Origin of the sequence: Pseudomonas sp. Irchel 3E19 (genome assembly GCF_900187585.1) — a bacterium.
GTDB lineage: Bacteria > Pseudomonadota > Gammaproteobacteria > Pseudomonadales > Pseudomonadaceae > Aquipseudomonas > Aquipseudomonas baetica.
On the sequence record NZ_FYDT01000005.1, the window covers coordinates 37944 to 55109 of the forward strand.

The window sequence follows — 17166 nt, forward strand, 5'->3', positions numbered from 1 at the left end:
AAAAAAGCCTCACAGCATTAAAACTGTGGGGCTTTTCCCTTTCCGCAGGATCTGCAACGTTCTGCACACGCTCACTCGGGGCTGCGAGGCGCCAACTGACGATTGATCAGCTCATGAGCGTCCTTGTGCGTCGGTCGTGCAGAGCGGCTAAATCTCCTTGACCGGTGTCTCCCCCTGCACAGCCTTGATCAACTCGATCACGTGCAAACAATCGGCCTTGTTCACATACGATTCGCCACTGGCGATGGTCTCGTGATTGCCCGCTCGCAGCCTCCAGCGCCATTGCCCTTTGCCGGTGCTCGGGGTGCCTCTGGATTGCCTGTAAATCTCGAAATACATTCAGTTCGCTCCATGCGATTTTTACGTGCGACAGCCTGTGTGGCGCATCGACGCAAGCCTAGCGCAGGAGGTTTTTTTGGCTATCGGACATTTGTTTCCAATCGTTCGCGGATGTTTCTGAAGCGTGCGGGCCAGATCGGGGTGTCGTCACACGACCCTGCAAAGGTTGATGGACGCCGCCCCCATAGCCTTTCTACACTGCCCTCCAGTTTGGGGATGGGGGGCAATGGATGAACCGCAACGAATTACGCAAGGCCGACATCAACCTGATGGTGGTGTTCGAAACCTTGATGCTTGAGCGCAACGTGACCCGGGCGGCGGAGAAGCTGTTTCTCGGCCAGCCGACCATCAGCTCTGCACTCAACCGCTTGCGCACGATGCTCAACGATCCGTTGTTCATTCGTGTCGGTCATCGCATGGAGCCGACGGCGCGGGCCGAGGATATCTTCCGCCACCTCAAACCTGCGCTGGATTCGTTGTCAGTGGCATTGAGCCTGACCCGCGATTTTGATCCGGCGGTCAGCACCATGACCTTCCGAATCGGTTTGTCCGATGATGTCGAGTTCGGCCTGTTGCCGCCCCTGTTGCGCGCGTTGCGTCAGGAAGCGCCGAACGTGGTGTTTGTCGTGCAACACGTTGACTACTGGCGGATTCCCGACCTGCTGGCCGCCGGCGACATCACCGTCGGCATCAGCCAGACTCGCGGCCTGCCGGCCAATGCCAAGCGCAAACTGCTGCGGCACATTCAGCCGAGCATCCTGCGTGCCGATGCCTCGCCGACACCGCTGACCCTTGATGAATATTGCGCGCGCCCGCACGTGCTGGTATCCCACACGGCCAACGTCAGCGGTTTCGCCGATGAGTGGCTGGCAGAGCTGGGGCGTACCCGTCAGGTCGTGCTGTCGGTGCCGCAATACAGCGCATTGCCGGCGCTGTTGGCCGGCACGGATCTGATCGCCAGCCTGCCGGATTACACCGCCGCAGCCATGGCTACCTCCGGATTGCTGTTCAAGGAGCCGTTCCCATTCAAGACGCCGACGCTGGATCTGTCGATGGTCTGGCTCACCCACGTCGACAGCGACCCGGCCGAGCGCTGGTTGCGTTCACGGCTTGAAGCGTTCATGAGCGAGCGGCCGATCACACCGCCCTGAGCCGGCGCTGTGTTATATGTACGCCCTTTCTGCCGACTGACTGGAGCAACCCAATGCCACACCTGCATATGGAATACACCGCCAACCTGCCGCAGTTGAACGCCGACGTCGCGTTGATCCGGCTCAACAACACCTTGGTGGGGTCCGGTCAGTTCGCGGCAGAGTTCGATATCAAGAGCCGCGCGGTGAAGGTCGAAACGTTCAAGGTCGGCACCGCCATGAGCGAACGGGCTTTCGTCCATGTGAAGCTGGCGCTGCTCAGCGGTCGCTCAGCGGAAATTAAAAGGCAGCTCTCGCAGAGCCTGTTGGCGGTGCTGCAGGAGTTGTGCGAATGGCCAGAGGGCCTCGAAGTGCAGCTGTGCGTCGAGCTTGTCGACATTGATCGAGAGTCCTACAGCAAGACCGCTATCGGCGTGTAGGACTCAGGCCGCTTCCAACTCACTGCACACTTTAATCACCTGCTCGCGCAGCCAGACGTTGGCGCTGTCTTGATCAACCTGCTGGCTCCATTGCATGTCGAGGGTAAACCCCGGCAAGCCGTTCGGCGCCTCACAGTGATTGAACACCGCTTCGTTTGTCAGCAATCGCTGGATGCGCCGGGGCAGGGTGAGGATGAAGTCTGTGCCGGTGATCATCTTCAACGCCGCGCTGTAACTGTTCGAGCGCGCGACGATCTGGCGCTTCTGTGCCTGTCGCGCCAACCAGCCATCGACCATATTGGTTGTCGAGGTCCAGGGCGTCGGGAACACATGCCGCCGTTCGGTAAAGGCTTGCAGGCTCAGGCGAGGTTCTAGCGGCGTGGCACGTTTATCGAAGACGCAGACCAGGTCATCTTCCAGCAGCATGCGCGACTTTAGATCCGTGTGATGACGGTGGAAATTCGGGCCGAAACTGATCACCAGATCAAGACTGCCGTCGCGCAGTTCTTCAGCCGGCACGTCGGTTTCAAACTTGTGCATGTTGACCATCACCGGCAGGTCATCGAAGTCGAAGCGCTTCAGCAGACGTGGCAGGACCAGTTGCTCGAAGTACTCCGGGGCGCAGATGTTGAACGTGACCGCTTGTTGAGTCGGGTCAAACACCGAGGCGCCGGCGTGACACAGGTTGATGCTTTCGAGAATCTTCTGCACATGGCCATACATGCTGCTGGCCTTGTAGGTCGGACGCATGCCGGTGCGTGTGTTGATGAACAGTTCGTCTTCGAAACTGGTGCGCAGTTTTTTCAGGCAGTAACTGACGGTGGACTGGCTGACAAACAGCGCCTCCGAGACATCGGTGACGCTGCTTTGCTCATAAACGGCGATAAACACCATGAGATCCTGCATGTCGAGCTTTCGAAGCAAGTTACTGTTCAGCATCCGTTCCGTCTCGCTGTGCTCCTTGCGCTGAATCCGCGCAAACGTGTGCGAACGATCCTAACGGAACGATGGTGCTAGGAGAAAGTCTTGTAGGATATTTCACGGTCAGTTGTGGGACAGAAAGTTTTAGGAATACGACGTCCCTCGGTAATCTGCGAAAAGCTGGCCAGAGGCCTCTAGCCCAAGCGCGTCAGCAATTACTGGATATGCCGCGCGTATTGCCGCGGATCGAAGCGCTGCACCATGAGCAGCATGCCCACCATCACTGCCGTCAGCGACCACCAGGCCCATTCAAAGCTGCCCAGTTGATCGCGAACCATCCCGGCCAGCAGCGGCGATAGACCGGCAATCAAATAACCAACGCCCTGTACGAAGGCGGTTAGTCCACCGGCGCGCTGCGGGTTGTCGAGGTGATCGAGCGAAACGATCAGGCTCATCGGAAACAATCCGCCAATGCCCAAGCCCAACAGGCACGGCCAGAGCAGGCTGAGGTGTTGCGGGCTGAGGATCAGTCCGCAGAAACCGGCAATGATCAGCATCAGCAGCGTCGCCAGCAATGCGCGCCGGTCATGGCTGCGATTGGCGATGGCCGGAACCACCAGGCCGGAAATCACCTCCATGGCCGTCAGAAAACCCAACACCAGGCCGGCATTTTGTTCGCTCCAGCCTTTTTCGACGTAGTACGGCGCCAGCCAGGCGAGCACACAGGTGTAGGACGCCGTGCCCAAGCCGAAGAAGGTCGCGAGTAACCAGGCGCGGGGATTGCTGAAAAACGCTTGTTTCTTCGCCACACCGGTCGCGACGGTCGGCGATTGCCTGCGTTGCAACCACCAGAACACCAACGCCAGCAGCGCCAGCGCTGCCCAGATGGCCAAACCGAGGCGCCAGCTACCGGTTTGTCCCATCACCAGCGGGGCGAAGGAGGCCGCAATCGCTGCACCACCCATGATCGAGGTTACGTATAAACCCATGCACAGCGCGACGTTGTCGGGGAAGCGCGATTTGATCAGCGCCGGCATCAAGGCCTGAATCAACGCGATGCCGATACCTGCCAGCACGGCGCTGGCGATCAATTGCGCCGCCGAATCGACGAACAGCCGCGACAGGGTCGCCAGACCAATTATCAACAGCGATAGCAGCACCGTGCGCCGTTCACCCAGTCGCTGGCTGATGCCAATGCCGAAAAACATCGCCAGCCCCATGGCCATCACCGGCAACATGGTCAGCAACGACGCGAGGCTGAAGCTCAACGGGATGTCGCCGCGAATCGTCGAAAGCAGGGGGCCGATGGCCGCCATCGACGGTCGCAGATTCAGCGCGACCAGAATGATAGCGAGCATTAGCCAGAGGGCGGGGCGGGCAGTGGTGCGGACGTTTTCCATCTTCAAACCTTGGATACCGGGACCGAGGATTAGGCGCGCGATCCCGTCCGAGGGGCAAACCAGAAAGTCCATGGCGCCACCGAAAAATCAAATACCCCCGATTTCCAAGGAGCTGCCGCAGGCTGCGATCTTTTGATTCTTTAAAAACAAGATCAAAAGATCGCAGCCTGCGGCAGCTCCTACAGGGGGCACGTATTGTTCGCTGAACCAGAGCTGAATCATTCTCAAATACGTCGCCAGTTTTAACTTATCACCCAATGCCAACTAATCGTTGGCGTCTTTTTCACAAAAAATTGATGGTTACCTGCCTAAAGTTTGTCATGACTTGGTTAATGAACTTTTCACAGTTGGCCAAGGCTTTTCTATTCAGGAATTGCCCACCTCTATGTTCAAGTTAAAAGCCGTGCGCCCGGAATGGGTGACGTTGATCGCCAGCGCCTTTCTTTTGCTGGGTTTCAATTTTGTGCTCTGGCAGCACCTGTTCGAGATCACCGCCGGGGACGGCAAAGGCATCGCCATGCGCGTGGCTTTCGGGGTGATGATCTTCGCGGCGTTCAACATTGTGCTGACGTGTTTGGCCTTCCGTTCGCTGCTTAAACCGGTGCTGACGCTGATGTTTCTGATCAGCGCCGGTGTGGCTTATTTCATGAGCCAATATGGCGTGATGATTGACGCGGGCATGTTGCGCAACTTTGCCGAAACCAATGTCACGGAAGTGCGTGATCTGCTGTCTCTGAAGTTGTTTTCTTATATATTCCTGCTCGGCGTTATACCGTCCTGGTTGTTGTGGAAAGTTCCGGTAAACTATCGCCGCTGGCATCGCGAGTTGTTCAGCAAAGTTATTGTCAGTGTGGCGTCGGTTGCGGTTATCGGTGGTGTGGCGCTGGCGAACTATCAGGGCTTGTCGTCGCTGTTTCGCAATCATCATGAACTGCGTTTGATGCTGGTGCCGAGCAACTACATTGGTGCGTCGGCCGGTTACTTGCGTGAGCAGGTCGTCTCGGCTCGCCAGCCGTTCATCAAGGTCGGCGAGGACGCGCAACGCAACCCGAGTGTGAACATTCAGCCGCGTAAATCCCTGACCGTACTGGTGGTGGGTGAAAGTGCGCGTGCCGAGAACTTCGGCATTCTCGGTTATAACCGTGACACCACGCCGGAACTGGACAAGGAAGCGGGGCTGATCGCCTTCACCGACGTGCATTCCTGCGGCACTGAAACCGCCGTCTCGGTGCCGTGCATGTTCTCCAACATGGGCCGCAAGGATTACGACGCCAGTAAAGCGAAGAACGAAGAAGGCCTGCTCGATGTGCTCAAGCGTGCCGGTATCGACGTGATCTGGCGCGATAACCAGTCCGGCTGCAAGGGCACTTGTGATCGTGTCACCTTGCAGGATGTCAGCAATTTGAAAGACCCGACGCTGTGCGCCAATAGTGAATGCCGCGATGAAATCCTCCTGCAAGGTCTGCAGAGCTTTATTGATCATCTGGATAAGGACACCGTGTTGGTCCTGCATCAGATGGGCAGTCACGGCCCGGAGTACTTCAAGCGTTATCCAAAGGAATATGAGCACTTCACGCCCGTCTGTGAAAGTAACGCGCTGAACAATTGCAGCCGCGAAAGTATCGTCAACGGTTACGACAACACGCTGGTCTACACCGACCATGTGCTGTCGAGCCTGATCGATGTCTTGCGTGCCAACCAGGACAAAGTCGATACCGCCATGCTGTATCTGTCGGACCACGGCGAGTCGTTGGGCGAGTACAACCTGTTCCTGCACGGCACGCCTTACCTGCTGGCGCCGGAGCAACAGAAACATGTGGCGATGCTGGCGTGGTTCTCCGACAACTATCAGAAAGCCTATTCGGTCGACACTCATTGCCTGCAAATGAGCCGCGACAAACCGCTGAGCCAGGACAACCTGTTCCACTCGATGCTTGGCCTGCTGGAGGTGCGCAGCAAGGTGTATCAGCCGGGGCTGGATATGTTCGCCGGTTGCCGGGGTGCGGTGATCGACGGCGTGCTGGCCAAGGACTGAGCGGGTTTTCACCGGTCACCTCTGTAGGAGCTGCCGCAGGCTGCGATCTTTTGATCTTCAAAAACAAGATCAAAAGATCGCAGCCTGCGGCAGCTCTACGTTACGGGCCTGTCTGTTTCCTCTGTCAGACTATTCTTGCTCTTTGGCAGGACATTTCGTTACAGCTCTTGCCCTTCGCAGGCGCGTAAATCGCCAGTAGCGATATATACTGCGCGCCATTCTTCAAGGGAGAGCCGTGTGGCCATCGATATTCACTGGATTCGCGACAACGAAAGCCTCGCGCAATTTTGCGCCGAGTGGCAGCAGCTGCCTTTCGTGGCCCTCGACACCGAATTCATGCGGGTCGACACCTTCTATCCCATTGCCGGTCTGCTGCAGATCGGCGACGGCAAACGCGCCTACCTGATCGATCCGCTGACCATCAACGCCTGGCAACCGCTGGCGGCATTGCTGGAAAACCCGGCGGTGCTCAAAGTCCTGCATGCCTGCAGCGAAGACCTCGAAGTCCTGTTGCGCCTGACCGGCAGCCTGCCGGCACCGATGTTCGACACCCAACTGGGCGCCGCTTATCTGAACCTCGGTTTCTCGATGGGGTACTCGCGGTTGGTGCAGGCCGTGCTCGGCATCGAACTGCCGAAGGGCGAGACTCGTTCCGACTGGTTGCAGCGCCCGTTGTCCGACACGCAAATCAGCTACGCCGCCGAAGATGCTGTGCATCTGGCGGAGGTTTTCGTACAGCTTCGGCCGAAACTGTCTGACGAAAAATTCGCCTGGGTGCTGGAGGACGGCGCCGAACTGGTCGCCAATCTGCGTCGGGAAACCGATCCGTATGAGGTCTATCGCGAGGCCAAACTGGCGTGGAAACTGTCCCGTGCACAACTGGCCGTGCTGCGTGAGCTGTGCGCCTGGCGCGAACGCGAGGCCCGTGCCCGTGACCTGCCACGCAACCGCATTGTCCGTGAGCATTCGCTGTGGCCGCTGGCCCGCACGCAACCGGACTCCCTCAGTGCGCTGGGCAAGATCGAAGACATGCACCCGCGTACCGTGCGTCAGGACGGCGAATTTCTGCTTGATCTGATCAAGCGCTCTGGCAGTGTGGGGCCTGACCAATGGCCGCCCGCTGTGCCGGAGCCGTTGCCGATCGAAGCGGCTGCATTGATCAAACAACTGCGCGCCCTGGGTCAGGCCGAGGCCGAGCGTCTGGACATCGCGCCAGAGCTGATGCTGCGCAAGAAAACCCTCGAGGCGCTGGTCAAAAGCGGCTTCCCCGAGGGCCCTTACCAATTGCCTGAGTCGCTGCGTGGCTGGCGCCGCGAACTCATGGGTCAGAAGCTGCTCGACAGCCTGGCCACCGCCGGAGAACAGCCTTGAAACGTATTTGCTCCATTTACCAAAGCTCGAAACGTAGCGGCATGTACCTTTACGTGCTTAAAAGTGATGCCCTCGAGCGCGTGCCGGAAGCACTGATGCTGGCCTTCGGCAAACCGAAACACTCGTTCGATCTGGTGCTTTCGCCGGAGCGCAAACTGGCCAGCGAGGACATCGTCGTGGTTCTGGAAAACCTCGACAAGCAGGGCTATCACCTGCAAATGCCACCGGCCGAGGACGAGTACATCGAGCACTTGCCCGAAGAGTTGCTGCGACGCAACGACCCGGTCTGATCGACGAGGCCCTGTTCTGGGCCTCTGCTAACCCTGGAACTGTTTTTACCGCGATGGCCGCCCTCAATCCGGCGGCTGTCTGCACGGTTTGCGAAAGGTTTGAAGATGCGCGTTCTGATTGCTGAACACGACCACGCGATATACGCCCGGCTGCTGCAACAGGCAGCGCCCGAACTCGACGTGCTGACCAGCGGCGACTCCGCTGAGCTGGCTCGTCAGGCCGCCGATTGCCCCGTATGGCTGGGTCAGCCTGATCTGCTGGCGACCCTGTTGCGTCAGGGCCATCAACCGCAATGGCTGCAATCGACCTGGGCCGGCATCACGCCGTTGCTTGCCGGCGGCTTGTGCCGGGATTACCGCTTGACCCGCGCGGTGGGAATTTTCGGCCAGGTGATGGCTGAATACGTGCTGACTTACATGCTTGGGCACGAACGCGAAGTGCTGGCGCGACTGGTCAGCCAGGTTGAGCGCAAGTGGGACAACCGCACCGGGCAGAGTCTGGTCGGACGCAAAGTATTGATCGTCGGCACCGGTGACATCGGTCAGAGCGTGGCGCAGTTTCTACTGCCGTTCGGCGTCGAGTTGTACGGCATTGCCAGCAGCGCCCGCGAGCAGGCACCGTTTGTCGAAGTCGGTTCGATGGCCGATCTGCCACGGCTGGTGGGCGAGGTGGATTACGTGGTCAATCTGCTGCCGAACACGGCGCAGACCCACGATATTTATGATGCGGCGTTGTTCAAGCAATTCAAGCCGACCGGGTTGTTCATCAACGTCGGGCGCGGCGTGGCGGTAGTTGATGCGGATCTGGTGGACGCCCTGAAGGAAGGGCATCTGGCGGGTGCGGTGATCGACGTCTGCCGTCAGGAACCGTTGCCGCAGCGTCATCCGTTCTGGACGGCGTGGGGCTTGCTGCTGACCGGGCACAGCTCGGCGCCGACTTCACCAGCGTTGATGGTGCAGTTGTTTGTCGACAACCTGAAGGCGTATCAGGCGGGCGAGGCGTTGCGCGGGGAAGTGGATTTCAACCGCGGTTATTGAGTGTTCCCCGGTCAAAAGGTGGGAGCGAGCCTGCTCGCGAAGAGAGTGTGTCAGCCAACATCATTGTTGTCTGACACACCGCTTTCGCGAGCAGGCTCGCTCCCACTTTGTTTTTGTGCAGGCTTCTATAGGGTGAAATCGCCTTCAGCCGCCAGTTCGCTCAGCGGACGACGCGGGCTCGGCTCTTCACGGGCTTGCAGGTATTCAGCCAGCGTTGCCTTGTCTCCGAGTTTGCCAACGGCCACCGCCGCATGCAGCGCATAACCCTCAGGAATATTCAGCTCCTTGCGCGTCAGCTCCTGATCGAAGCCGGCCATGCCGTGGGTGTGCCAGCCGCTGATGCTTGCTTGCAGTGCCAGATGGCCCCATGCCGAACCGGTGTCGAACGTGCTCCACAACGCCGGGGTTTCTTCAGTGGCACCCGGCACGGCGAAGGTGGTTTTCGACATCACGATCACCAGTGCCGAAGCGTGCTGCGCCCAGCTGCGGTTGAACTCGTTGAGCAGGCCCAGATAACGCTCCCAGTTCGGCGTATCGCGACGCGCGTAGAGAAAACGCCACGGCTGCGAGTTGTAGGCCGATGGTGCCCAGCGCGCGGCTTCGAAGAAGCTCAGCAGGGTTTCTTCCGGGATCGCTTCGCCGGTGAAGGCGCGCGGCGACCAGCGATCGGTGAACTGTGGGTGGATGGCGTAATCGGCAACGCGAGGGTTGGCACTCATCGAAGATTCCTTGCTGTGTTTGAGTCATGAATTCGTGGCAAAACCCTACTGGGCGGCGATTCGGCTGACAAGCACGATTTACCGGCAGTCGCCAGCGCTTGGCCCGCAAGGCCTTGGGCACTAGACTGGCGGCCTTTTCACCACCTGATGTTGATGCTTGAGCCATGGCCGCCAAAGTCGAACCGTTCTGGAAACGCAAAACCCTCGATCAACTGGATCACGAGGAGTGGGAATCGCTGTGCGACGGCTGCGGTCTGTGCTGCCTGCAAAAACTCGAAGATGAAGAAGACAACAGCGTCTATTACACGCGCATCGCCTGCAAACTGCTGGATCTGAAAACCTGCCAGTGCAGCGATTACCCGAATCGCATCAAGTTTGTCCCGGACTGTATCCAGCTCACTCCAGGTCAGGCCGAAGAATTCAAATGGCTGCCGCCGACCTGCGGTTATCGACTCGTCAGCGAGGGCAAGGATCTGCCGCTTTGGCACCACTTGGTGTGCGGCGACCGCGATGCGGTGCACCACGAGCGTATTTCCCAGTCCGGACGCATGCTCGCCGAGGGCAGCGTGGCGGAGGATGACTGGGAAGATCACCTGATTTTCCGGGCGGGTTAAACGCCCACAGATTCATGTTTCAACAAGGAGTGTGTATGGCTGTGGGATTGCGGCGGGTGGTGATTGCCGGGCTGCTGGTGCTGAGTGCGCCGGTGTGGGCGGCGAAGAAAGTCGATCTGGATTATCACGTGCGCCTGTTGCCGCAGAGCGATCAGGCCGAAGTGCGCCTGACCCTGGCCAAAGGCGAGGCGGTGCGCAGTCTCGATTTCGACCTCGGCGACGGCAGTCACTACAGCGACTTCAAGACCGACGGCCAATGGCTGCTGACACCGGGCAAGCAGACACGCGGCGTCTGGCGTCCGGCCAACAACCCGTCCAGCCTGACCTATCGCGTGCGCATCAGCCACGGCCGCAAGAACGGCAGCTTCGACACCCGCATGACGCCGAGCTGGGCGCTGCTGCGCGGTGATGATCTGGTGCCAGCGGCCAAACTCGATCAGCAGGACGGCACCGAACTGGTCTCGCGTCTGCAATTCGAATTGCCCGACGGCTGGAAAAGCATCGAAACCGCCTGGCCGCGCATCGGCAAAAACAAATTCCGCATCGACAACCCCACGCGCCTGTTCGACCGCCCGACCGGATGGATGCTCGCCGGGCACTTGGGCAGCCGTCGCACGCGTCTGGGCGAAACCGAAGTCACCGTGGCCTCGCCGCAAGGGCAGGGCATGCGCCGCATGGACGTACTGACCTTGCTGACGTTTGTCTGGCCGCAAGTGCAGGCGTTGTATCCACGCCATCCGACGAAACTGTTGATCGTCGGCGCCAACGATCCGATGTGGCGCGGCAGTGTGGGTGCGCACGAATCGATCTACCTCAACACGCGGTTGCCGTTGGTCAGCGAAAGCGGCAGCAGTGCGCTGGTGCGCGAGTTGGCGCAGGTGTTCGGGCGGATCAATGACGAGCAGCGCAGCGACTGGATCAGCGAAGGGTTTGCCGAGTATTACGCGATCGAGCTGGTGCGCCGGGCGGGCGGCATGAGTGATGAGCGTTATCAGGCTTTGCAGGCGAAACTGGCCAAGGATGGCGCAAAGGTCACGACGCTGCGCGGCGGGCAGATCAGCCCGGCACAGGTCTCAAGAGCGGTGGCGATGTTGCAGGAGCTGGATGGCGAGATCCGCTTGAAGACCCACAACAAGCGCTCGCTGGATGACGTGTTGCGTGGGGCGATGCATCTGGGGACGGTGAGTACCAAGGCGTTTGTGCAACTGGCCGAGAGTGTTCTGGGCGAGTCCTCCAAAGTGCTTGATAGCGCGTTGCTTCAGTAACATCCCCATTCGCGAGCAGGCTCGCTCCCACACTGGTTTTGTGTTCGACACAGATCAAATGTGGGAGCGAGCCTGCTCGCGAAGAGGCCACAGACCTCACAACAAATTCAGGATCAAACCCCGGCTTTCGGCGATTTCACCGAATCATTGCCGGTCACCGTCGCCGTGCTCGTCGCCGCCTCGGCATTGGCTTTGAGCTTGCTCAGTTCTTCGCCAGCGCGCTCAATCTTGGCCCGCACGTTATTCATGTCCTGACGGCTTTTCTCGAACAGGCTTTTCACCGAACTGTGCCCGGTAATCCCGCGAGCCATGGCCACACCGCCAATCGCCACCTGAATCAAACCGAACACCCCGCCACGGCGCAAGCCCTTGCCGACCATGATCACGCCGCCGGCCAGCGAGCCGATACGCTCCCAGCCCTGTACGTTCTGATCGGTTGGGGACTGAAACGGGGTGGATTCGATACGCTCGACGCGTTTGAGCTCGGTCATGATCTTTCTCCAGGCAATGAGTAATGGATACACAAGCTGACTGCCGGAGCGGTCAGCTTGTTCCATCGGATGTGCGACGCTTCAGCGGAATTTCGGCCCGGAGCGGGTGTTCAGGCCCTTGGCCATGCGGTCGTAGAGCACGACGTTGACCGTGGCGGCGAGGTTCATACAACCGGTGGTCGGGATGTACACGACGTCTTCGCACCAGTCGCGGATCTCTTTATCGAGCGAGCCGTCTTCGGGGCCGAAGATGTACAAAGCGCGATCCGGGTGGGTGTATTCCGGCAGCGGGCGGGCGCCGTCGACCAGTTCCACGGCAACCGGTACGCAGTTGAGCGGGAGGATTTTTTTCAGATCGTCGATGCCGATCAGCGGGATGTCGTAGTGCACGCGCTTGGTGTCGGTGACGAAGTCGGCGGCTCGTTCATAACGCTTGCCGGTGTAGAACACCGACGCCACGCCGTAACAGCCGGCGGCGCGCATCACCGAACCGACGTTCTCCGGTGATTTGGGGTTGTACAAACCAATGCAGCTGTAACGTTTGTCTGCCACGAGCGGGGTGCCTTCGGGAAAAAGAGCGCGATTATACGGGGATTGGGCAGTTGTAGTCAGATCACGGATTACCGGTGTCTGATCGACCGCTTTCGCGAGCAAGCCCGCTCCCACAGGTGAACGCATTCCAACGGTGGGAGCGGGCTTGGTCGCGAAAGGGCCGGGTCAGGCACTGAAAATATTCAGTCTTCTTTCTTCATCAACCCGGCCAGGGCGGCAAACGGGTTATGCGTGGCCTTGGCAATCTTCGGCGTGCTCAGCGAGCCTTCGCTGAAGTATTGCTGGTCGGTGTAGCGCGAGTGTTCGTTGTCGTGGCAATACAGGCACAGCAACTCCCAGTTCGAGCCATCCTGCGGATTGTTGTCGTGGTTGTGGTCGCGGTGATGCACGGTCAGTTCGCTCAGGCGCTTGCCGGAAAACTCACGGGTGCAGCGGCCACAGACGTGCGGGTACATCTTCAGGGCCTTGTCGCGGTAGCCCATTTCCTTGTCGCGCTGGTTGTCGGCGAGGATGCGATCCAGCTTCGACGTGTTGGTTGGGGTGGACGAACTCATGGGTTCACCTTTGTAGAAGACTAATGACGGTTATGTGCAGAGTTTAGCTCAGCCCTTGAGCTTCTCGGCAATCCAGATCGTGTGGCGCGTGCCCTTGTTGCCGTGGGCGAACACCTGGACTTCTTCCGCCTTGAAGCCGGCCTTCTTCAATTTGTCGGAAAACAGCCGGTCGGCGCTGGCCGACCAAACCGCCAGCACACCCTTCGGGCGCAGGGCTTTGGCGCAGGCATTCAGACCAGCGGCGGAGTACAGCCAGCTGTTGGCCTTCTGGGTCAGGCCTTCGGGGCCGTTATCGACGTCGAGCATGATCGCGTCGAAGCCGTTTGGCTCGCTTTGCAGCACGTTAGCCACGTCGTCCTGACGGATCACCGTGCGCGGATCAAGCAGCGGCCGACCGGACTTTTCACCGAGCGGGCCACGGTTCCACTCGACCACGCCCGGCACCAGTTCGGCGACCACCACTTCAGCGCTTTTGCCCAGATGCTTGAGCGCCGAAGCGAGGGTGAAGCCCATGCCCAGGCCGCCGATCAACACCCGCGAATCCGGCCGGCCAGCGACCTTGCGGCAGGGAATCTCGGCCAGCGCATCTTCGGAACCGTGCATGCGTGTGTTCATCAACTGCCCTCCGTCGCCGCCCTGGATCTTGATGACGAAGTCCTCGCCATACTCGAACAGGCACAGGGCACCGCCGCTTTCAGGGATCGGGGTGGTGTCGAGCAGAACGAAACGTTTCATGGAAATCTCTACAAGGGGGAAGGCAAGCAGGCGCGTTGGGAGTAGCCTGAGCACAGACTAAGGCCAACGGAGCCCTTGATGAAGCGCACCATTCTAACGGTCATTGCCCTGGCCGCGCTCTCGATTACTGCAGTGCAGGCGCAGCAGACCATTCCGGTGAGTCCGGCGCCACAGCCAGGCTCGCCCGGCACCGCAACCCCCACGCCGTATCCGCAGATCACGCCGATCAACATCCCCAAGTCTGGCGCTGGCAGTGGCAGTCCGCCGCTGGTGCCGATCGAAATGCCCAGCCCGCCAATCAAGGATCAGCCGGTGCCGGGTATTGAACCGAGCGGTACCAAGGCCAAATCCCCGGGCGGTTAAACCTGTTGCGCTGCCAGTTGGCCGTCGGCCATGCGCAGGCGTCTGGACAGGGAGACAGCGAGGGCGCGGATGATCTTGGCGGCGATTTTTGGCGCGTCGTTGAGCATTTTCTCCAGCGAGTCCTTGCCTAGATTGAGCAACTGGCAATGGCTCGCGGCAATGCACGTGGCCGAACGCCGTTCACCGTCGAGCACGGCCATTTCTCCGAAGGCCCGACCGCTGCGCAGCGTCGCCATTGTGATCACCTGGCCGTCGGGCCCGGTTTTCTGTACCGCGACCTGGCCACTGTGGAGGATGCACATGAAGCTGCCGGCATCGCCTTCGCGGAAAATCGCTTCGCCTTCAGCCACGGTGCTGATGCTGAAGTAGCCCGAGGCCGCGGCGAAGTCGGCCAGTTGCAATTGATCGAACAGGCCACAGTCCATCAGCCAGTCGCGGATTTCGTTGTTCAGTAAGGTGGGTTCGGACATGTCGTTGCGGTCTTTTTGTTTTCACATTTTCAAGGCTGTACATTGCCCCAGTGGGAGCGAGCCTGCTCGCGAAAGCGTAGTGTCAGTCACCGACGATGTGGATGACAGGTCGCATTCGCGAGCAGGCTCGCTCCCACAGGGTTTTGTGTGTTATCGACCACCGGAGTCTTGAGTTAAGACCCAAGTGACCGGCGGAGTTCCTCAGGCCAGGCCCAAAACCTTGAACACAAATGCATATTCGAGGGCTACGTCACGTAATCCCTGATAGCGCCCGCTCATCCCGCCATGCCCGGCGCCCAGTTCGGTCTTGAGCAGCAGCAGATTGTCGTCGGTTTTTGTCGCACGTAATTTCGCCACCCACTTCGCCGCTTCCCAGTACTGCACGCGGCTGTCGTTGTAACCGGCGATCACCAGCGTCGCGGGATAAGCCTGCGCTGTGACATTTTCGTAAGGCGCGTAGGCCTTGATTCGCTCATAGACGTCCGGTTCTTCAGGATTGCCCCACTCGTCGTATTCGGTAACGGTCAATGGCAGATCCGGGTCGAGCATGGTGTTGAGCACATCGACGAACGGCACTTCGGCAATCGCCACGCCGAACAGATCCGGACGCTGGTTGAGCACTGCACCGATGAGCAAACCACCCGCGCTGCCGCCGCTGATTGCCAGCTTTTCAGGTGTGGTGATGCCGTTGAAGATCAAGAACTCGGCGCAGGCGATGAAGTCGCTGAAGGTGTTGTGCTTGTGTTCCTGCTTGCCGGCGCGATACCAGGCTTCGCCCAACTCGCCGCCGCCGCGCACGTGAGCAATGGCGAAGGCCATGCCACGATCCAAAAGGCTCAGGCGGGCGTGAGAGAACCACGGATCAAGGCTCGAACCGTAAGCGCCATAGCCATAGAGATACAGCGGCACCGCTTTACCAACCATTTCGCGCTTCATCACCAGGCTGATCGGCACCTGCGTGCCGTCCGGCGCGGTGGCCCAAAGGCGCTGGCTGACGTAAGCGTCGGCGTCGAACGGGCCGAGTACCGGGGTCTCTTTCAGCACGGTCTGTTCGCCGCTGGCCAGCATCAGTTGGCGCACTTGGGCCGGGCGATTCAGCGCCTCATAGCGCAGACGAATGCGATCGCTTTCAAACTCCAGGCTGTTTTGCACGTAGAGGCTGTAGGCCGCGTCCGGCAATTGCACGCGATAAGACGCCAGACCGTGTGGGTGAACTTCGATGACTGGCAGGCCGCCTTCGCGCAGACTCAGGGTCATGGCCTCGGTGTTCAGGCTGACGCCATCGAGCATCACCGTGTCGCTGTGCGGGATCAGGTTCAGCCAATCGGCTTCTGTCGGCGTGATGCCAGTGTCCGGGGCCTGATACAGGGCGTAGTTGATGCCGTCGCGGTTGGTGCGGATAAACCATGTCCACACGCCATCGAGCACGCCGTGATCGACGTCGTATTCGTGATCCTCGACGCGCGGTGCCAGGCAGGTGAAGGGCAGGTGTGGCTGATTGGCGTCCAGTGCCCAGACTTCGCTGGTGGTCTTGCTGCCCAGCGACAGCAGCAATTGCTGTTCGGAGCTTGCGCGGTAGCAATGCAGGAAGAAGCGCCCATCCGGCTCGTGGAAGACTTCTTCGGCAGCGGTGCCGTCGAGGCGATAACGGAACAGTTTGTGTGGTCGATGGGTGTCGTCGAGCACGCCGAAGAACAGCGTCAGGCTGTCGTTGGCCCAGGTCATGCTGCCGTCGCAGTCCTCGAATTCCAGTTCGCTGACCTTGTCGTTGGCCAGTTCCTTGACGAACAGCGTGTAAATCTCATCGCCCGAAGCATCGACGCTGTAGGCCAGACGCTGGTGATCGGGGCTGATGCTGAACGCGCCCAGCGAGAAGAAGCCGCCATTGGCCAGAACGTTCGGGTCGAGCAGCAGTTGTTCGCGGCTTTCGTCGAGGGTCAGACTGTCGTCCGTCGGACGTGGGCAACGATAGTGGCGGGCATATTCGTCGCCAGCGGTGGTTCGGGTGTAATACAGGTACGGCCCCCAGGGGGAGGGCAGGGACAGATCGGTTTCCAGAATGCGGCCCTTGATCTCTTCGAACAGGGTTTCGCGCAGTTCGGCCTGATCGGCGGTTTGTGTTTCCTGGTAAGCGTTTTCAGCCTTGAGGTAGTCGAGCACCGCGTCGGTGTCGCGCTCCTGCAGCCAGGCATACGGGTCGGCGCCGGCCGCCTTGTGGGCAATCGGGGCGCTGGTGACGTTGGCGGATACGGGCATGGAAGGCTCTCGGACAATGTACGGAATAGGGGGTTTCGCAGCTCTGGTTACCAGCGCAAACCCTGTGGGAGCGAGCCTGCTCGCGAAAGCGGTGGGTCAGACAACAATGTTTCAACTGACAGTCCGTATTCGCGAGCTGGCTCGCTCCCACAGGTTGTGTGTCTATTGGGACAAGCCTGGCGG

General features: G+C 59.7%; 19 protein-coding genes. 9 read left to right on the forward strand and 10 right to left on the reverse strand.

Annotation, left to right across the window (positions count from 1 at the left end):
* Positions 1-147 precede the first annotated feature (147 nt).
* Positions 148-339 carry a DUF1508 domain-containing protein gene (locus CKW18_RS04775; RefSeq protein ID WP_064119674.1) on the reverse strand — a complete coding sequence of 64 codons (192 nt, stop codon included), beginning with the start codon at positions 337-339 and terminating at the stop codon, positions 148-150.
* Between the two features lie 230 nt (positions 340-569).
* Here CKW18_RS04775 and CKW18_RS04780 point away from each other — a divergent pair, with 230 nt between their 5' ends.
* Together CKW18_RS04780 and CKW18_RS04785 are read left to right on the forward strand one after the other, a co-directional pair.
* Positions 570-1490, forward strand: a complete 921-nt coding sequence (locus tag CKW18_RS04780; RefSeq protein WP_095187714.1) for a LysR substrate-binding domain-containing protein — start codon at positions 570-572, stop codon at positions 1488-1490.
* Positions 1491-1543: 53 nt separating this feature from the next.
* Positions 1544-1909 carry a 5-carboxymethyl-2-hydroxymuconate Delta-isomerase gene (locus CKW18_RS04785; RefSeq protein ID WP_095187715.1) on the forward strand — a complete coding sequence of 122 codons (366 nt, stop codon included), beginning with the start codon at positions 1544-1546 and terminating at the stop codon, positions 1907-1909.
* Positions 1910-1912: 3 nt separating this feature from the next.
* Here CKW18_RS04785 and CKW18_RS04790 read toward each other — a convergent pair whose 3' ends face one another.
* Together CKW18_RS04790 and CKW18_RS04795 are read right to left on the reverse strand one after the other, a co-directional pair.
* A complete protein-coding gene (locus tag CKW18_RS04790) occupies positions 1913-2848 on the reverse strand; it encodes a LysR family transcriptional regulator (protein ID WP_095187716.1) in 936 nt (311 codons plus the stop codon).
* Between the two features lie 197 nt (positions 2849-3045).
* Positions 3046-4230, reverse strand: coding sequence for a cyanate transporter (locus CKW18_RS04795; protein ID WP_095187717.1), 1185 nt, complete (start codon positions 4228-4230; stop codon positions 3046-3048).
* 385 nt (positions 4231-4615) lie between these two features.
* On the opposite strand from CKW18_RS04795, the gene CKW18_RS04800 reads away from it, so the two are divergent.
* The 4 genes from CKW18_RS04800 to CKW18_RS04815 all read left to right on the forward strand — a co-directional run bounded on the left by CKW18_RS04800 (position 4616) and on the right by CKW18_RS04815 (position 8964).
* Entirely contained in the window at positions 4616-6265 is a 1650-nt protein-coding gene (locus CKW18_RS04800) for a phosphoethanolamine transferase (RefSeq protein WP_095187718.1), read from the forward strand.
* A 237-nt stretch (positions 6266-6502) separates the two neighbouring features.
* Entirely contained in the window at positions 6503-7636 is a 1134-nt protein-coding gene (gene rnd, locus CKW18_RS04805; protein WP_095187719.1) for a ribonuclease D, read from the forward strand.
* Complete coding sequence (locus CKW18_RS04810; RefSeq protein ID WP_007911350.1) at positions 7633-7926, forward strand: YcgL domain-containing protein; 294 nt, start codon at positions 7633-7635, stop codon at positions 7924-7926. Before rnd ends, CKW18_RS04810 begins: the two co-directional genes overlap by 4 nt.
* 105 nt (positions 7927-8031) lie before the next feature.
* The gene (locus CKW18_RS04815; protein WP_095187720.1) at positions 8032-8964 is read left to right on the forward strand and encodes a D-2-hydroxyacid dehydrogenase; all 933 of its coding nucleotides are present in this window, start codon (positions 8032-8034) and stop codon (positions 8962-8964) included.
* Positions 8965-9089: 125 nt separating this feature from the next.
* Here the strand turns inward: CKW18_RS04815 and CKW18_RS04820 are convergent, their stop codons facing one another.
* Positions 9090-9683: a nitroreductase family protein gene (locus CKW18_RS04820; protein WP_095187721.1), complete on the reverse strand. Its 594-nt coding sequence runs from the start codon at positions 9681-9683 to the stop codon at positions 9090-9092.
* A gap of 164 nt (positions 9684-9847) precedes the next feature.
* Here CKW18_RS04820 and CKW18_RS04825 point away from each other — a divergent pair, with 164 nt between their 5' ends.
* Positions 9848-10297 carry a YcgN family cysteine cluster protein gene (locus CKW18_RS04825; RefSeq protein ID WP_095187722.1) on the forward strand — a complete coding sequence of 150 codons (450 nt, stop codon included), beginning with the start codon at positions 9848-9850 and terminating at the stop codon, positions 10295-10297.
* A 35-nt stretch (positions 10298-10332) separates the two neighbouring features.
* Positions 10333-11562 (forward strand): hypothetical protein, encoded by a 1230-nt coding sequence (locus CKW18_RS04830; RefSeq protein WP_095187723.1) that lies wholly within the window; start codon positions 10333-10335, stop codon positions 11560-11562.
* 113 nt (positions 11563-11675) lie between these two features.
* Here CKW18_RS04830 and CKW18_RS04835 read toward each other — a convergent pair whose 3' ends face one another.
* The 4 genes from CKW18_RS04835 to CKW18_RS04850 form a co-directional block, all read right to left on the reverse strand.
* Positions 11676-12053: a DUF2892 domain-containing protein gene (locus CKW18_RS04835; RefSeq protein WP_095187724.1), complete on the reverse strand. Its 378-nt coding sequence runs from the start codon at positions 12051-12053 to the stop codon at positions 11676-11678.
* Positions 12054-12134: 81 nt separating this feature from the next.
* Entirely contained in the window at positions 12135-12605 is a 471-nt protein-coding gene (locus CKW18_RS04840; RefSeq protein ID WP_046816778.1) for an RNA methyltransferase, read from the reverse strand.
* 182 nt (positions 12606-12787) lie between these two features.
* Positions 12788-13159 (reverse strand): YajD family HNH nuclease, encoded by a 372-nt coding sequence (locus CKW18_RS04845; RefSeq protein ID WP_007911336.1) that lies wholly within the window; start codon positions 13157-13159, stop codon positions 12788-12790.
* 48 nt (positions 13160-13207) lie between these two features.
* Positions 13208-13894: a spermidine synthase gene (locus tag CKW18_RS04850; RefSeq protein ID WP_095187725.1), complete on the reverse strand. Its 687-nt coding sequence runs from the start codon at positions 13892-13894 to the stop codon at positions 13208-13210.
* Positions 13895-13972: 78 nt separating this feature from the next.
* Here CKW18_RS04850 and CKW18_RS04855 point away from each other — a divergent pair, with 78 nt between their 5' ends.
* On the forward strand, positions 13973-14257 hold the full coding sequence (locus tag CKW18_RS04855) for a hypothetical protein (RefSeq protein WP_095187726.1): 285 nt from the start codon (positions 13973-13975) through the stop codon (positions 14255-14257).
* On the opposite strand, the gene CKW18_RS04860 is transcribed toward CKW18_RS04855, so the two are convergent.
* Positions 14254-14727, reverse strand: coding sequence for a cyclic nucleotide-binding domain-containing protein (locus CKW18_RS04860; protein ID WP_095187727.1), 474 nt, complete (start codon positions 14725-14727; stop codon positions 14254-14256). The genes CKW18_RS04855 and CKW18_RS04860 overlap by 4 nt on opposite strands.
* A 201-nt stretch (positions 14728-14928) precedes the next feature.
* Complete coding sequence (locus tag CKW18_RS04865; protein ID WP_095187728.1) at positions 14929-16983, reverse strand: S9 family peptidase; 2055 nt, start codon at positions 16981-16983, stop codon at positions 14929-14931.
* Positions 16984-17166 lie beyond the last annotated feature (183 nt).

What these genes read in the sequence shown, in the direction of transcription:
- CKW18_RS04775 (WP_064119674.1), bottom strand. Translation starts at nt 339, where the DNA reads ATGTATTTCGAGATTTACAGGCAATCCAGAGGCACCCCGAGCACCGGC.
- CKW18_RS04780 (WP_095187714.1), top strand. Translation starts at nt 570, where the DNA reads ATGAACCGCAACGAATTACGCAAGGCCGACATCAACCTGATGGTGGTG.
- CKW18_RS04785 (WP_095187715.1), top strand. Translation starts at nt 1,544, where the DNA reads ATGCCACACCTGCATATGGAATACACCGCCAACCTGCCGCAGTTGAAC.
- CKW18_RS04790 (WP_095187716.1), bottom strand. Translation starts at nt 2,848, where the DNA reads ATGCTGAACAGTAACTTGCTTCGAAAGCTCGACATGCAGGATCTCATG.
- CKW18_RS04795 (WP_095187717.1), bottom strand. Translation starts at nt 4,230, where the DNA reads ATGGAAAACGTCCGCACCACTGCCCGCCCCGCCCTCTGGCTAATGCTC.
- CKW18_RS04800 (WP_095187718.1), top strand. Translation starts at nt 4,616, where the DNA reads ATGTTCAAGTTAAAAGCCGTGCGCCCGGAATGGGTGACGTTGATCGCC.
- CKW18_RS04815 (WP_095187720.1), top strand. Translation starts at nt 8,032, where the DNA reads ATGCGCGTTCTGATTGCTGAACACGACCACGCGATATACGCCCGGCTG.
- CKW18_RS04820 (WP_095187721.1), bottom strand. Translation starts at nt 9,683, where the DNA reads ATGAGTGCCAACCCTCGCGTTGCCGATTACGCCATCCACCCACAGTTC.
- CKW18_RS04825 (WP_095187722.1), top strand. Translation starts at nt 9,848, where the DNA reads ATGGCCGCCAAAGTCGAACCGTTCTGGAAACGCAAAACCCTCGATCAA.
- CKW18_RS04830 (WP_095187723.1), top strand. Translation starts at nt 10,333, where the DNA reads ATGGCTGTGGGATTGCGGCGGGTGGTGATTGCCGGGCTGCTGGTGCTG.
- CKW18_RS04835 (WP_095187724.1), bottom strand. Translation starts at nt 12,053, where the DNA reads ATGACCGAGCTCAAACGCGTCGAGCGTATCGAATCCACCCCGTTTCAG.
- CKW18_RS04845 (WP_007911336.1), bottom strand. Translation starts at nt 13,159, where the DNA reads ATGAGTTCGTCCACCCCAACCAACACGTCGAAGCTGGATCGCATCCTC.
- CKW18_RS04850 (WP_095187725.1), bottom strand. Translation starts at nt 13,894, where the DNA reads ATGAAACGTTTCGTTCTGCTCGACACCACCCCGATCCCTGAAAGCGGC.
- CKW18_RS04855 (WP_095187726.1), top strand. Translation starts at nt 13,973, where the DNA reads ATGAAGCGCACCATTCTAACGGTCATTGCCCTGGCCGCGCTCTCGATT.
- CKW18_RS04860 (WP_095187727.1), bottom strand. Translation starts at nt 14,727, where the DNA reads ATGTCCGAACCCACCTTACTGAACAACGAAATCCGCGACTGGCTGATG.
- CKW18_RS04865 (WP_095187728.1), bottom strand. Translation starts at nt 16,983, where the DNA reads ATGCCCGTATCCGCCAACGTCACCAGCGCCCCGATTGCCCACAAGGCG.